Source organism: Paenibacillus harenae DSM 16969, assembly GCF_000422465.1.
Lineage (GTDB): Bacteria > Bacillota > Bacilli > Paenibacillales > Paenibacillaceae > Pristimantibacillus > Pristimantibacillus harenae.
The window spans coordinates 404,319-421,128 of sequence record NZ_KE383845.1 but is presented as its reverse complement, the minus strand read 5'-3'; the positions used below and the strand labels follow the sequence as shown (position 1 = coordinate 421,128).

The window sequence follows — 16,810 nt, the reverse complement described above, 5'->3', positions numbered from 1 at the left end:
AAAAGATATGAAAGCGGATACAAAAACTTGCCTATCTGATACATCGCTCTGTCAATTATATTCACAAAGCGGGCAAGGTGTTCTGTTCCGAATGGCAAGCGCTTTCGAATATTGCCGCAATTCGGGAATGGGCACTTTTTTTGGATAATCGAGGAGAGAGGCTGCTGAATCGCAGTAATTGGAGTAGAGCGAAGGGTACTGCATGCAAAAACAGGTCGGTTACCGGTGTGATTCACCATTAACCGACCTGTTTCCTATCTTTAAATTGCTGCATTAGCAATCATTATATTAGAAGGTGCAGAAGAGTAAAGTTTTACTTATGTCCAAGCGATAAGGCAAAAACCTGATCAAGAAAATCACTGAAATAGTCAGATGCGGTTTATTCTTCTTTCGGTAAAACTCGGTCACGGAGCACGCGGTCGAGCAAACTCCGAATCAGTTCCAGGTCATCTCTTTCCAAAGGAACCCCATCCCAATGAAGCTGCTCAACGTTTAAATATTCCTTTGCATTATGATTAACTTCCGCCGGCAGTTCGGAGTAATCCGTAAGACCTAGCAAATAATCAGCCGATGTATGCAATTTTCGCGATATCGTTTGTATGGATTCTATCGTCGGCTGGCGGTAGCCCGACTCATAACCCGCATATGTGCTTTTGGCAACGCCTACATAATCGGCCACTTCTTGCATGGTCAATTTTCTCTTCTTCCTCATCTGCTTTAGTCGCTTCGCAAACATATTCATGCCCCCATTTGTCCATTTACGCATGCAAAGACAGTATATCAATCTTTTGTCCTTCTTTCCATAGAATCCGGAAAGCAGACAACAGAAAATAACGCTGGATGAAAGCAGCGTTATTTCCTTCTTATGAAGACGGAAAAAATCCTCTTGCTTCTTACCTGGTACTATTCGCCCAGTCTGGCTTGCTCAAATCTCCAAGGCGACTGGACAGACTCGCGTTTAAATTGAAAGTGGCAGCGGGTATTATGCTGCGAGCCGTTTCTTGACTCCATCGTAACCGGTACGGTGACCTTCGCCGATAGACTCTCGCCGACCGGCTCCTGTTCATCCGCGCCGTTTGATCCATTCCCTTCACGCTTCCGGCGCTGCTCCTGAATGGAGCTCAATTGCTCCATTTCCAGAACGAACCTGTCCAGTTCTTCCTTCGGCAGCCCTTCGGCAAGCTGGCTAAGCAGCTCCGGATCCTGGTGGTTCATAACGACGACCGCCGTTTTGGCGAGCACGACCGGCGACGCGGCGTCGAAATACGGCTGCAAATCGCCGGCTGCTTTATGAACCATCAGCTGATGGGCAAGATCGGGCTGATCGGACTTATGCGTGCTGCTCAAATAAAAATGAATGCAGAAGTGGCCGGAAAATCCGTTTCCCGGAATGCCGTCTCCGCCATGCGGCATGCCGTTCATGGATGCGGCAATCCACTTGCCTTCTGCATGCACGAGCACCGCCTTCCGTTTCCAGCTCCATTTATCCCTGTAAATATGCTTCATGATTCGAGTATCCTCCTTCGTCACGGGCTGCACGTCGGCATGATCACTGCCTGCCCGCCTCTGTACGCGGAAGGTGAGCCCCGAATCGATATCAGTTACGGTGAAAATACTTTTTCTCGGGATAAGCCCCTCCGCGTCATCCCATGCGATTAACCTTCCATAGTGCCGATCTCTCAGCCCTTTCGCTAATTTGAGGAGCTTCTCCGATGCTTCTTTGGGCAGCGCAAGCCTTACGGAGGTCGTCTCATTCCACAAATTTCCGGATGGTTCTAACCGGTAGGCGCTTTGCGTGCCGTCCTGCCGAATCAGAATATCGACATCAGGGATAAGAGGGGGGGCGGACACGTTATCTTTTGCCGCTTTGATCAAAGCCTGGGTCAATTCACGGCTTTCGATCCGGAGCTCGCTGACGAAAGCCGCCTGCCGGCTGGCCTGCACGGTTATTAGAATTTCGGCAGGCATTATTTTCGGCGCAGCAGCCGTTCTATCCGAAGCAACCAGGAGCATCCCAAATAAGAATCCCGCGACCGCTAGGACAGCCGCCCGGATTACATTAAATGTTAAGAATTTATATGTACCACGCTTATATGATATTAAAATTCTCTTCGATACCGTTTTTCGATGAGCCTGCTTCATGAGTTGCTTCAGAAAATGCGGGTAAACGGTTGCGTCCACTGACAAGGACGCCGATAGTCGTTTCTGCTTGTGCTTCATTCCATTCCCTCCGGTCGCCTTTTTTTATTTCCTATTTTCGACGAATCGGTACGGTTTTATGTGATCGGAAACGTGGTATGAGTCGTCGTTTTTTGATTCATACTATCGGAGTTACTACTATTACGGGATGTGAATACATGTTGAAGCTTCATTGGATCCTATCGGTTTTTTTTCTCACGCAGCAGTTCACTCTCTCCGACCCGTTAATTGTCGAGAAGCAAGGGCAAGCCATTGCGGAGGCGAAAAGAACCGATTATGTGCTGCCGCTGCCGGGAGTGCCGATTGTTGATGACGATAAATTAACGAAGCTGATGGATAAACTGGATAAGAACGTATTTCGGGCGCCTGTTAATGCTTCCCTTGACCCGGCAGGGAAAATTATTGCCGAGCAAGCGGGGGCTAAGCTTGACCGCAGAAGGTTCACCGAGCAGTTTTACGGCTTTATTTTTGAAGGGGAAACATCGAGGCTGGAGGCGCCTTTGCAGACGATCTACCCGAGAGTGGACGGCGAGCTGATCGCGTCCATCAAGAGCAAAAGAATCGGCCAGTATTTTACATATTACAACAACCGCAACAAAAACCGCGCGCATAATATCAGCCTTGCCGCTAAAGCGATAAACAATTATGTTGTGTTTCCCGGCGAGAGATTTTCCTTTAACGAGGTAGTCGGCATGCGAACGGAGGAAAAAGGGTACCTGCCGGCGCCGGTCATCGTACGCGGCGAGATGTCCGAAGGGGTTGGAGGCGGGATCTGCCAGATCTCCTCAACTCTCTACAATGCCGCGGACCGGGCAGGCCTGCAAATCGTCCAGCGTTATTCCCACAGCCGCAACGTCCGTTACGTACCGCCGGGCCGCGATGCGACGGTCAGCTGGTACGGCCCCGATTTTGTATTCGAAAACAAATACAACCAACCGGTCCTCATCCGCGCCTATGCCGATCACGGAACGGTCAGCATCTCCATCTGCTCGGCGGAAGATGTTAACGTGAAAACGAGAAACGTGCCGAGCGCTTCGAAAAAATTGCCTCAGGAAGTCAAAAGCGAGATGAATGTGCACGGCTTGAAGCCTTGAAGCAAGCGATTACACGTACAGATCCGTCCGAACGTACGGATCTGTTTAAAATTACAAATTACGATTGACAAACCTATGCGATTCACATAAAGTAAAGACATGTAAACGTTTACGTTCAGACTCTGGCTGCGGACGTTGCAAAATAGAATGACAAGCATGGGTGTGAGAAAATGAGCGATAGCAAAAATATAAGTATCAAAGACGTAGCGAAGCATGCCAATGTCTCGACGGCTACCGTATCGCATGTCATCAACGGCACCAGATTCGTTTCCGAGGATACGAAGCGGAAGGTACATCAGGCGATGAATGATTTGAATTACCGCATCAATTTCGTCGCGCGTTCCCTAAGAAGCCGCAAGTCGTATGTCATCGCGTTTCTGGCTCCGATCCTGGCCTCGGAGACTTCGAATTATTTTTTTATGTCCGTCGCGGCGGGCATTCAAAGCGTGCTGAAGCAAAATCATTACCATCTCGTGCTAAGCGATTCGCATGAAGAGGCGGAATACGAAGCGGATGAAATCCGGATGCTCGGCTCCCAGATGATAGACGGGCTCATCATGGCGCCGGCGAGCAGAGAGCTTGACTATGAGCATTTGTTCGGGGATTACCCCGTCGTTTATTTGGATAGGGTTCCGAATAACAGCAACCGGGATTGCGTCGTCGTCGATAACAAGACCGTTTCCAAGGAAGCGGTGCAAATGTTGATCGGCAAGGGGCATAAGCGGATTGCCTACCTATCCGGACCGAATACGCTAACCACGACCGAAGAGCGGGTTGCCGGCTATCTGGAAGCGTTGTCGGAAGCGGGCATTGAAGCCGAATCGGACCTGATCAGCATCGGGGAGGTATCGCTGGACAGCGGCTATAAGCTGACGGAATCCCTGATGAGGCATGAACCTACCGCTATATTCGTGACGGACAACGTCATGGCCATGGGCGTTATGTTTTATATGCAGGAGAAGAAGATAAGCGTGCCGGAACAAATCGCGGTAGTCGCATACGACGAGTTCCAGTGGACTCGAATCACGTCCCCGCCTCTTACGGTCATCGAGCAGCCTGCCTTCGAGCTTGGCGTGAAAGCGGCGGAGGTTATGCTGGAGCGGATCGACAACGCGGGGTCGCCTCGGCAGGAGCATCGTTTAACGGCAAATCTCGTAGTCAGACAATCGAGCTGACTATTCTTTTTATCTCTTACGTAAACGATTACGTAAACGATTTTAATGAATTGGAGGTGATGTCTATTCGAAAAGAACGTTGATCTATGAACATAAGTTAGGAGGCATTCGGAACGAAGTCGCAGTCATTCCGATACGCGCTTGGCGCGTTGCATAATGATAACGCTTACACCCAGAGAGCATGCTTCAAGCCACGGCCGCTGCGACAGGAAGCAGATCATATCCCGGGAGGCGTATGCATGAAAGGACGGAACAGGAATAAAAGACTGGCAATACTCGGAATAATCCTTGCACTTATTGCTCCGCAATTTTCTATGCCGGATAAAGCGGAGGCAGCGGCGACGAAAATCGTCGAATGGAAACTGGATGAAGGAAGCGGGAAGCTGACGAAGGAAACGGTCAGCGGCAGTAACGATCCCGTGAACTACGTGTTCAACAATGCCGTATATAAACCGTCAAGCGACCCCGTCTGGCGGGAGGACGGCATTTCAGGCAAGGCGCTGCTCTTCGACGGCTATTCGAACTGGGTGACGCATGCCCCGATCGCTACGCCCGCTGGCGCGATGACGGTGGAAGCTTGGGTGGCCCCGCGCGCATACGAATGGGGCGACGGCGGCATTTTGTCCGCGGTGGTGAACCAGCATGATAAGACGGCTAAGCAAGGTTTCATACTTGGCGTATTCAGGCACGGCACATGGTCATTCCAGATCGGGGCTGGAGGCAATTGGTACGAGGTATGGTCATACGAGGCGCTGCCCAAAAACGAATGGTCGCATATCGCAGCGACGGTCGACGGAGCCGCAGGCACGATGAAGCTGTATTTGAACGGCAAGCAGGTGGCGGCAAGCTCGATACCGGCGGGTTCCGCGATCACCCATTCCGCGAGCGACCTGCTTATCGGCAAAAATAACCAAAGCACACCGCTTGCGGTATTTCCGCTCAATATGTTCAATGGGCTGATCGACGAGGTGAAGGTATACGACGGCGCTATTACGGCGATGGAGGCGCAAAGCGCCTATGACAGCCGGCTCGCGGCGCTGGGCGGGAATTTGCCGACTCCGAACCTCAGCTTCGACAGGAGCGTGTATGACGGCGACAAACACCGTCCAATCTACCATGCGATTGCGCCCGGCCATTGGATGAACGAGCCGCATGCCCCGCTCTATTACAACGGGCAGTACCATTTGTTCTATCAAAATAACCCCCAAGGCCCGTACTGGCACAATATGAATTGGGGGCATTGGGTCAGCGACGACATGGTGCATTGGCGCGATCTTCCGCCTGCGCTGGCGCCGGAGCTGTTCCAGGTCGATCCCGACGGGGATTGGACGGGAAGCGCCGTTGTCGACGATAGCGGCAACCCGACGCTGTTCTTCACGGCAGGCAACGATTCCAGGCCGTACATGAACAGCAACCAGAATGTCGGCGTAGCCAGAAGCACCGTGCAAACCGACGGCGACAATGACTTGAAGCGCTGGGTGAAGGAACCGAAGCTGGCCATAACCCAGCAGCCGGGTCAAGGCATCCAAGGCGAGTTCCGCGACCCTTACGTGTTCAAGGATGGATCAACCTGGTTTTTGCTTAACGGGACAGGAATAGCGGGGCAAGGCGGAACCGCAGCCGTCTATTCGACGACGGATCCGAGCCTGATGGATTGGACGTACCGCGGACCGTTATATCAGGCGGACATGGCGTCCTATCCGTTTCTAGGGCCGGTATGGGAGCTTCCGATCATTCTGCCGCTCGGTGGCGGCAAACATTTGTTCGCGGTCAGTCCCGTCGGGGCCGGGGCGGATGTGGAGGTGTATTACTGGATCGGTACCTGGAATGCTTCCACCGCGAAGTTTACGCCGGATAACGACGCGCCGCAGCTGATGGATTTCGGCGATTTCCATTTCACGGGCCCGAGCGCCTTCACCGATCCGGTATCGGGACGGAATATCATGTTCACGATCGCGCAAGGCCAGAGGACGTCCCAGCAGGATTCCGATCTCGGCTGGGCGCATAACGCGGGCCTGCCGGTGGAGCTCCAATTGCGCGACGACGGCAGGCTGGGCATTAATCCGATCGCCGAGCTGCAAAGTCTTCGCGGCGAGCAGCTGTTGAACATTACCACGGATACGAGCTTCGCAGCAGCGAATATGGCGCTGGCCGCCATAACCGGAGACACGCTGGAAATCGAGCTGGAGCTGGCTCGCGGCTCTGCGGACAACGTGGGCATCAAGGTGCGGAAATCGCCGAACGGCGAGGAGGAAACGCTGCTTTTTTACAAGAACAGCAATAAAGAATTTGGCGTCGACCGGACCAAAACGGTTGCCGGCGAGAACAAGGGCTTTCAGTTCGGCAATGTGGATATCGCCAGCGAGAATGTGAAGATGCGCATATTCCTTGACAAGTCGATGGTCGAATCCTATTTGAACGGTCTGAAGTCGATTACGACCAGGGTCTACGCGACGCGCAGCGACGCCAAGGGACTCCAGCTGTGGGGCAATGCGGATACGAACACGATTACAGTCAAAAAGCTGAAGGTTTGGCGCATGAAATCCGCTTACGAGCCGGTTCCGGTAACGGGCGTGTCCATCACGCCTGCTTCGCTGCAGGTTTCCGTCGGAGGTAAAAAGGCGCTGCAGGCGGTAGTCGCGCCAGCGAACGCCACGAACAAAAACGTTGTCTGGACGTCAAGCCAGCCCTCCGTCGCGACGGTCGTGAACGGTACGGTCACGGGCAAAGCGCCGGGAACGGCCGTTATTACGGCCAAAACAAGAGACGGCGAGAAGCTGGCGACGAGAACCGTAACGGTTGCAAGCGCTCCGGCCTCCGTCAACCTCTTCAACGGCGGCTTCGAGGAAGGTAACTTGAGCGGCTGGACCGTGGAGAGCGGAACGGCCTTCTCGGATACCGCGGTTACGAATCAAACGACCTTCTGGGGATCGCAGCCGTTCAACCAGATGGGCAGCTATCATCTGTGGGGTCATTTGAGCGGAGGAGATGCCGCGACGGGAACAATGAGGTCGGACACCTTCACGCTCGGCGGAAACGGTCAAGTAAGCTTGCAAATCGGCGGGGGCTCCGACATCGATAAGCTGTACGTCGCGTTTGTCCGCGCGTCCGACGGCAAGGAGCTGTACCGGACGAGCGGTCCGGGCAGCTATTGGGACTGGCAGAGCAGCAAAGGGACGACGGAAGCTTATACGCGCCGGAGCTGGGATGCCACGGCTTATATCGGAACGGAGATGTACATTAAAGTCGTGGATGAAAGGACCGACGCATGGGGACATTTGAACGTCGACGACTTCATCGTGCCCGTTCAATCGGCTGGCGGCACGGGTGAGTTGAATAACCACGATTTCGAAAGCGGCGATTTGACGGGCTGGACGGTCGTGAGCGGCAATGCGTTCAGCGCCGCGGATGTGACCGCCGACGCTGACTGGGGCTGGGGAGGCCCGTTTAACCAGAGCGGCTCCATGCATCTGTGGGGCTTCAAAGAAGGAGGCGACGCGCAGGTCGGGGAGCTGAAGTCGGAACACTTTATATTGGGCGGCACCGGCGCCATCGATTTCCTGATCGGCGGGGGCAATGACATAAACGGCTTGTACGTGGCTTTGGTCAGGGCGCCCGACGGCGCAGTGCTCATGAAGGCAACCGGCAATAACGACGAAGCCTATTCGAGGGTGAACTGGGACGCGGCGGCTTACGTCGGCGAGGAATGTTACATCAAAATCGTCGATCAATCAACGGGAGGTTTCGGGCATCTCAATGTTGACGATGTGAACGTCCAGGCGGCGTCAGGCTGACCGGAGCGTTCTGCTTAAACTAGTGTTGCGGCGGCCGGCCCGTTCAGGGTCGGCCGCATACGTAAACGATTAACTATTTTTAGGGGGTCAACGTAAGCATGTTAAGCAAAACATTTAAACTGGCAATGGCTTTCATCCTTCTTTTTTCATTATGTTATCAGGTCATTCCCCAGCGGGCGGCATTGGCGGCGGAAGCCGGGCAGCTGACAGAGGAGCGGCTCAGGCCTCTGTTCCACTATGCGCCTGAACGGAATTGGCTGAACGATCCGAACGGACTCGTGTATTACAACGGGGAGTACCATATGTTCTACCAGTATAAGCCGAGCGGCGATACTTGGGGCGAAATGTTCTGGGGGCATGCCGTCAGCAAGGACCTCGTGAACTGGGAGGAGCTGCCGATCGCGCTGTATCCCGACGAGCTGGGGCATATGTTCTCCGGCAGCGTGATCGTGGATTGGAACAACACAACCGGCTTCGGGACGAACGGCCAGCCTCCGATGGTGGCGATGTTCACGCAGGAATACGCGAACGGGCAGGTGCAAAGCCTGGCTTACAGCAACGACAGCGGCAGGTCATGGACCGTCTATGACGGAAATCCGGTTATTCCGCAGCCGTCCGGGCTGACGGTATTCCGGGATCCGAAGGTCATTTGGCATGAGCAGACGAATAAATGGGTGATGGTCATTACGGCCGGCGATCATGTCCGCATCTACTCCTCGCCGGATATGAAGGCATGGACGCATAAAAGCGACTTCGGGGCGGGCGAAGGCTCGCATAACGGCTTTTGGGAAACGCCGGACTTGTTCCCGCTGGCGGTGAACGGCGATCCGGATAGCATCAAATGGGTGTTGTCCGTCAGCCTTTCCGAAGGCGCGCCGGCTTTCGGCTCGGGCATGCAGTATTTCGTGGGCGACTTCGACGGCGCGGCCTTCACGAACCTGAATGCGCCGGATCAGGTGCTGTGGACGGATTACGGCGCCGATTTCTACGCGGGCATGACCTTCAGCGACACGGAGGGCCGCCGGATCTGGCTCGGCTGGATGAACAACTGGCATTATGCCCAGTCGGTTCCATCCGCGGGCCGGAGGGGAACGATGACGGTCCCGAGAGAGCTTACGCTGACCGATGAAGGCGGCGACAGCGGCATCCGGATGAAGCAGGCGCCGGTCGAAGAGCTGCAGCAGCTAAGGCTGCCGGCTTTGGAGCTTGATGGCGTTGCCGTTGCAGACGGCATCTCGGAGCTTCCGGGAGCGGCGGTCGAAGCGTATGAGGTAATCGCGGAGTTTGAGGCGGAGGCGGCCACCGCGGACCGATTCGGGTTCAACGTTCACGCGGGCGAAGGCCAGAAAACCGCCGTCGGCTATGATGCCGTCAGCGGCAAGTTGTTCGTCGACCGCACCCGGTCGGGGATGGTCGGCTTTAACGGAAAGTTCGGCGAAGCGCCGCATGAGGCGGAGTATGAGGCCGGAAATACGCTCAAGATTCATTTTATAGTCGACAAAACCTCGGTAGAGCTGTTCGCGGACGACGGAAGCGTCGTTTTCACGGACCAGCTGTTTCCCGAGCCTGGATTGAACAAGCTTGAATTATTCGCCGAGGGCGGCGAGGTTAATCTGGTTTCATTGAGCGTCTATCCGCTTCAAGCGGCTGAAATCGGCAAGATGGCGGATAAGCCTCTGTCGCCGCATAGCATTCCGAACCCGGATTTCGAAAGCGGCGATTTAAACGGCTGGACGGCGGAAGGCGAAGCATTCGCAAATGCCAATGTGGTGACGGAAACGGATTGGGGCTGGGGCTGCTGCTTTAACAAGCAGGGCAATTACCACGTATGGGGAGCCAAAATCGGGGACGCGCCGACCGGCACCTTAAGCTCCGCGCCGTTCGTGCTCGGCGGCTCCGGCGATATCAGCTTCCTGATCGGCGGCGGCAACGATATCGATAAGCTGTACGTTGCGCTCGTAAGAGCGGAAGACGGCACGGAGCTGATGAAGGTTGCCAATACCGAATGGAAAGACGATGGCACGCTGCGGCGCGTGCACCTGAATGCGGAGGCTTACATAGGCGAAACCGTGTATATGAAGGTCGTCGATAACCATACCGGAGGGTGGGGGCATATCAGCGTCGATGATTTTCAAGTGCTGAATTATCCGGAATCGCTAGCCAATCCCGGCTTTGAAACCGGCGACATTGCGGGCTGGACGACGATCGGCACCGCGTTTGCCGCGCCGGTATCGGACGTGGGAACTTACTGGGGGAGCACGCCGTTCAATCACCAGGGCGTGTACCATGCCTGGGGCTTCGCGGGGGCGGCCAATCCGGATTTCGCCGACCGCAGAACCGGAGAGCTGAGATCCTCCGTATTCCGCTTGGGAGGAAACGGAAAAGTAAGCTTCCGCGTCGGCGGAGGCGAGGATATCAATAAGCTGTTTGTGGCGCTTGTTCGCGAAGATGACGATGAAATCTTGTTTAAAGAAACCGGCGGCGCATCCACGATGGGCGAAGGCTACCGGAGGGTGGAGTGGGACGCTTCGGCATATTTGGGCGAGAATCTGTATTTCCGGGTCGTCGATTACCATACCGGCGGCTTCGGGCATATCAACGTCGACGATTTTGTCGTATTGGACACGCAGCCGGTCGTGCCGAGGGAACTGGAAAATCCGGGCTTTGAGACCGGCGATTTGACCGGCTGGACGGCTGAGGGCGATGCCTTTGCGGATGCCGTTACCGATTTGGCAGCGTACGGCGAAGAAGAAACTGCTTTCGGCCATGAAGGCGGCTTCCACGTTTGGGGCCTCGCGGGCGAGGGTGCAGGCGATGATGCGGATGAGCGGACCGGCACGCTGGCTTCCCATACCTTCGTTCTTAAGGGTTCGGGCGAAATCCGCTTCCTGATCGGCGGCGGCCGCGATGAAGAGAAGCTGTACGCGGCGCTTGTCAGAGCGTCCGACCATGAAGTTCTAATGAAAGCGACGGGGAACGGTTCGGAAGCCTATTCGAGCGTCACATGGGATGCAGCCGCCTATTTGGGCGAGGAGCTTTACGTGAAGGCCATAGATGAGAGTATGGGCGGCCATATCAACATCGATGACGTTAAGGTAAGGGGAACGGGTCTTATCGGCAGTTGGAGCCTGAATGAAGGGCAGGGTACAACGGCTCGCGATGCGGCCAGAGGAGTCGACGACACGGTCCATTACGTGTTCAATGAGGCGAAGTACAAGCCTTCCACGGAGCCGCTGTGGAGGGACGGCATTGCCGGCAAAGGCCTCTTGTTCGACGGCTACTCCACCTGGATCGAAAGGCCCGCGGACCAAATCGCGAAGCCTGACGATGAGCTGACGATCGAAGCATGGGTGGCCCCAAGATCGTATGAGTGGGGCGATATGGGGCAATTGTCGGCGATTGTGAACCAGCACGACAAAGCCGGCAAGACCGGCTACATCCTGGGCATGGGCCGCCATGGCAAATGGTCATTCCAGGCCGGCATCAACGGCGGCTGGTCGGAGGTATGGGCGGCAGGGGACAAGCCGCTTGAAAAGAACGAATGGTCTTATATAGCGGCAACGTACAGCAAGTCGGACGGCAAGCTGAAGCTGTACTTGAACGGGGAGCTTGCCGGGGAGCAGACGTCTTCCGGGAATACAGCCATTGCGCCTTCGGACAGCAGCTTCCTGATCGGCAAGAACAATACGGGCGCCGTCATTAACGGCGTATTCACGGCCAATATGTTTGGCGGCTTGATCGATGAAGTAAAGGTGCTTAACACCGCGTTAAGCGCCGAAGAGATTGCGGCCCATTACAGCGCGGCGGCGGGAGAGTTCGAGAACGGCGCGGCACCGAAGCCGGAGCTGGATTTCGAGCGCGGGGTTTACGATGGCGACCGTTACCGCCCGCAGTACCATTTTATTTCGCCGGGGCATTGGATGAACGAGCCTCACGGCCCGTTGTATTTTGAAGGCAAATACCATCTCTTCTATCAGCATAACCCGCAGGGGCCATATTGGCACCAAATCCACTGGGGGCATGCGGTGAGCGATGACATGGTGCACTGGGAGGACATGCCTGTCGCGCTCGCGCCGGATGGCGGTTCCGTAACGCCGGATGGCGTATGGTCGGGCAATGCGGTAATTGACGATAACGGGAATCCGGCGTTGTTCTTTACGGCCGGCGACGATCAGGCGGTGCCTAACCAGAATACGGGGCTGGCGAGAAGCACTTTCCTGGAAGACGGCGACGTCAATCTGAAGAAGTGGATTATGGAGGATGAGGTCGTTACGAAGCAGGCACCGAATCTCCCGGCAGAAGAGGGAGAAGTGTGGTTCGGGCAATTCCGCGACCCGTACGTCTGGAAGGACGGGGACATGTGGTATCAGCTCGTCGGTTCCGGCATTAAGGACGTCGGCGGAACGGCGCTGCTGTATTCTTCCCCGGATATGGTGAACTGGACGTATGAGAATCCGTTCTTCACGGGGGATTACGCGAACCTTCCCGAAACCGGCCAGGTGTGGGAGCTTCCCGTGCTGCTGCCGATAGGGGAGGATGCCCAAGGTAAGCAAAAATATGCCTTCTTCATTAATCCATGGTTCGATCATTATAACGAGCATAACGTCAAATACGTGTTCCACTGGGTCGGCACCTGGGATAAGACGGCCAACCGTTTCATTCCGGACCATGAGGAGCCGCGCCTGTTCGATTTCGGCGAGCATTTCACCGGGCCGAGCGGCATGGTGGATGGACAGGGACGTTCGATTCTGTTCAGCATCGCGCAGGACCGCCGCACCGAGCAGCAGCATTACGATGCGGGCTGGGCGCATAACGCGGGCCTTCCGGTCGTGCTGTCGCTGCGCGGTGACGGCACGCTGGGGATCGAGCCGATCGAAGAGCTGCAGTCGCTTCGCGGCGAGGAACTGGCCAGCGCGGCGGATACAAGCGTAGCGCAGGCCAATGCTCAGCTTAAGCCGATCCAAGGCGATATGCTGGAGATCATGCTGGAAGCGGATCTGGCTGAAGCGGACGAGCTCGGCATCAAAGTCCGTTCGACGGGCGACGGCCGCGAAGAGACGCTGATTTATTACGACAAGGAAAGCGGCAGGCTGGAAATTGACCGCAGCAAGTCCAGTCTGGATCCCGACATCGCCAAAGGGGTTCAAGGCGGCGAAATGGCTTTGGATGACGGCAAGCTGAAGCTTCATATTTACTTGGACCGTTCGATGGTCGAAGCCTATGCCAACGGTAAAAACAGCATCACCTCGCGCGTATACCCGACGCAGGAGGATGCGCTCGGGCTTGAGCTCTGGAGCAAGGGCGGAAAAGCGAGAATCGACAAACTTCAAGTGTGGGCAATGGACTCCGCATACGGCGAGAAGGTCGATGCGCATTGGCCGCCTGCCGGGTCTGTTGATGAAACGGTTCAAGGGCTTGCGAATCATGATTTTGAAACAGGAGATTTGTCGGGCTGGATCGTCGAAGAGGGCAATGCCTTCACCGACGCCCATGTGACGAAGAACAATGACTGGGGTTGGGGCGGACCGTTCAATCAGGCGTTTGACCGCCAGGATCAGGGGCGTCATCACTTGTGGGGTTTCCATCCGGATTACGGCGACGACGCGCTAGGCAAGTTGAAATCAGAGACGTTCGAGCTTGCCGGCGACGGCGCGATCGACTTCCTGATCGCAGGCGGCAGAGACAGCGAATCGCTGTACGTTGCGCTGGTCAGAGAATCGGACGGCCAGACGCTGATGAAAGCGACAGGTCATGACAGCGAGCAATACCGCCGGGTGGCGTGGGATGCGTCGCCGTACATCGGGGAACGGCTCTACATTCAAATCGTGGACCGGAAGACAGGCGGCTGGGGGCATTTGAACGTAGATGACGTTAATGTGCCGGCAGCGTCGGCCGGCCCGCAGCCGCAGCCACAGCCGCAGCCACAGCCACAGCCACAGCCACAGCCGCAGCCACAGCCACAGCCGCAGCCGCAGCCGCAGCCGCAGCCGGATCAGGAGTCCGGCACCATAACGGTTCCGGCGAGTGACATTGCCGTAGATACGTCGGCAGACGGCAGAAGTATCGCTAAGGCGAAGCTGTCTGCGGAAAAGGTGAGCAAAGCGTTGAACACCGCCGCCGCTTCGAAAGCGGGACGAATCGTCATTGAATGGCCAGCGCAATCGGCGGACGGCATCGATGCCGTCCTGCCGCTCCGTACGCTGCAGGATGCGGCGGGATTGAATCCAGAGCTTGTCATTACGATTACTTACGGACAAGTAACGTATGACCTGCCGCTTCGTCTGCTGCAGGGTCATGTTCGCGAAGCCGGGGACTTGCTTCATATCGTCGTGCAAGCGCCGGAGCAGGAAACGGCCGATGCCATGGATGAAGCGGCGGCGCAGGCCGGACTTGCGCTTCGCTCCGAGCCGTACGAATTCATGCTGCTGCTGGAGTCGAACGGCGAGCTTCGGGAGCTGAATGATTTCGGCGATGTATACGTGTCCCGTTCCATTAAGTTTGCCGGCGAGCCAGACCCCTTGGCGGCGACAGCGCTGCTGTTCGACCCCGCAACCGGCAGCTTCAGCTTCGTGCCTGCCGTCTTCGAAGCGCAGGGCGGGGACACTATTGCTGTCCTGAAGCGGAACGGCAACAGTGTGTACGTCATCGCGGAAGCGAAGACGACGTTTGACGACCTCTCCGGGCATTGGGCTAAGAAGTCTATCGAGCTGCTTGCTTCCAAGCTGGTGGTCAAGGGCGTGTCGGATGACCGCTTTGCTCCGCATGCCGCCGTGACAAGAGCGGAATTTGCAGCGCTGCTCATCCGTTCGCTGGGCCTTACAGCCCCTTCGGGGACGGAAGCCTCTGTTGTCTTTGCCGACATTCATGAGGCAGACTGGTTTGCGGAAGCAGTTGATACGGCGGCAGGCTTCGGGCTCGTTCAAGGCTACAGTGACGGTTCGTTCAAGCCACGCCAAACGGTCAGCCGCGAGGAGATGGCCGTCATGACGGCCAGAGCGATCGAGTTTGTCGAGGGCGGCGGGGAGCTTGACATTGATCCGGACAGGCTTGCCTCGTTCGGCGACAGCGGCCGCGTGAGCCCTTGGGCCCGCGAGGCGATGTCCGGACTGCTGGCCGGACAGCTCATTGAAGGTCGAAGTAACGGCATACTGGACCCGGGAGCGACTGCTTCCCGGGCGGAAGCGGCGACCATGATGAAGCGTTTGCTGGAATCATTTGGATTCATAAACACCCAATCGTAATCGGACATAACCAAAACGTCTGCGGACTTGCGGCCATTACCGCGGGTCCGCGGGCATCGAACTTGCGAGGAGGAAAAGCATGAGTGCCAAAATATTGCCAATGCAGCATTCGCAGAGTCGAACGGACACATAAGACCGTCCGGACGGTCCAAAAAGTGCCGAATGCCTGGATAGTCCGGTTCCTGAAAAATAAGCTTGACGGCTGAAGATGAAAGCGCTTATAATCAAGACAAACGATTACGTAAACGTTTTTCTGAGAAAAAAAACGTAAGAAGGGGCTTATACCAAAGCAAGACATGAGTTTCACGTAAACGATTGCGCGAAAGTGGAAGGTGGAATGGGAGATGAGTATGGCAGAGCCGGGGGTTCTTCAAAGAGAGAAGGGGAGCAGGGTGGCAAGCGGCAGCAGGACCTGGGTAAAGATTAAACAAAACTACGAGCTGTACCTGTTTCTGCTTCCGGCGGTGCTGATCTACGCGGTGTTTAAGTATTACCCGATGTACGGGGTGCAGATTGCCTTTAAGGACTTCCGGGCAAGCAAAGGCATATGGGGCAGCGAGTGGGTCGGCTTCGAGCATTTTATAAGGTTTTTCGAAGCGTATAACTTTTGGCCGATTATGGAAAATACGATTTTGCTTAGCTTGTACTCGCTCGTGTTCGGTTTTCCGGTACCGATTATAGTGGCGCTGATGTTGAATCAGATGCTGGCGAAGAGGTACAAGAAGTTCGTCCAGACGGTCATCTACGCGCCGCATTTTATTTCAACGGTCGTACTCGTCGGGATGCTGGGCGTGTTCCTGTCGCCGAACAGCGGCATCGTGAATCATATCATCGCGTTTTTCGGCGGCGAGCCGGTGCTGTTCATGGCAAGCGAAGGCTGGTTCCGTCCGCTGTATGTGCTCTCCGGCATTTGGCAGGAGACAGGGTTTGCGACGATCATCTATCTGGCTGCGCTGGCCGGCGTCAATCCCGAACTGCACGAAGCGGCCGTCATGGACGGCGCGAGCAAATGGAAACGCGTAAAGCATGTCGATGTGCCGAGCATTATGCCTACGATTATTATTCTGATGGTGCTGGCGCTGGGCAACGTGATGAGCGTCGGCTTCGAGAAGGCTTATCTGATGCAGACCGACCTGAATTACGCCGCCTCAAACATTATCCCGACATATGTATACGAGCTCGGCATTCAAAAGGCTCAGTACAGCTTTTCCGCAGCGATCGGCTTATTCAACGCCTTCATCAACGTGGTGCTTCTAGTAACGGTGAACCGGATAGCCAAGCGGCTGACGGAAACCAGCTTGTGGTAA

Annotated in this window: 7 protein-coding genes; 5 read left to right on the top strand and 2 right to left on the bottom strand. The window is 55.7% G+C overall.

The genetic code is table 11. From position 1 onward, the window contains the following. Positions 1–379 precede the first annotated feature (379 nt). Both H581_RS0129770 and H581_RS35805 read right to left on the bottom strand, forming a co-directional pair. Complete coding sequence (locus H581_RS0129770; protein ID WP_029192443.1) at positions 380–736, bottom strand: helix-turn-helix domain-containing protein; 357 nt, start codon at positions 734–736, stop codon at positions 380–382. A 167-nt stretch (positions 737–903) separates the two neighbouring features. Further along, positions 904–2,013: a hypothetical protein gene (locus H581_RS35805; protein WP_156889717.1), complete on the bottom strand. Its 1,110-nt coding sequence runs from the start codon at positions 2,011–2,013 to the stop codon at positions 904–906. Positions 2,014–2,357: 344 nt separating this feature from the next. Here H581_RS35805 and H581_RS0129760 point away from each other — a divergent pair, with 344 nt between their 5' ends. The 5 genes from H581_RS0129760 to H581_RS0129735 all read left to right on the top strand — a co-directional run bounded on the left by H581_RS0129760 (position 2,358) and on the right by H581_RS0129735 (position 16,810). Beyond that, a complete protein-coding gene (locus H581_RS0129760; RefSeq protein WP_029192442.1) occupies positions 2,358–3,293 on the top strand; it encodes a VanW family protein in 936 nt (311 codons plus the stop codon). 170 nt (positions 3,294–3,463) lie between these two features. Then, positions 3,464–4,468 (top strand): LacI family DNA-binding transcriptional regulator, encoded by a 1,005-nt coding sequence (locus H581_RS0129755; protein WP_029192441.1) that lies wholly within the window; start codon positions 3,464–3,466, stop codon positions 4,466–4,468. A 239-nt stretch (positions 4,469–4,707) separates the two neighbouring features. Beyond that, positions 4,708–8,262 (top strand): GH32 C-terminal domain-containing protein, encoded by a 3,555-nt coding sequence (locus tag H581_RS0129750; protein ID WP_036720508.1) that lies wholly within the window; start codon positions 4,708–4,710, stop codon positions 8,260–8,262. Positions 8,263–8,360: 98 nt separating this feature from the next. After that, entirely contained in the window at positions 8,361–15,503 is a 7,143-nt protein-coding gene (locus H581_RS37520) for a GH32 C-terminal domain-containing protein (protein WP_084134853.1), read from the top strand. A 350-nt stretch (positions 15,504–15,853) separates the two neighbouring features. Next, positions 15,854–16,810, top strand: coding sequence for an ABC transporter permease (locus tag H581_RS0129735; protein WP_051251481.1), 957 nt, complete (start codon positions 15,854–15,856; stop codon positions 16,808–16,810).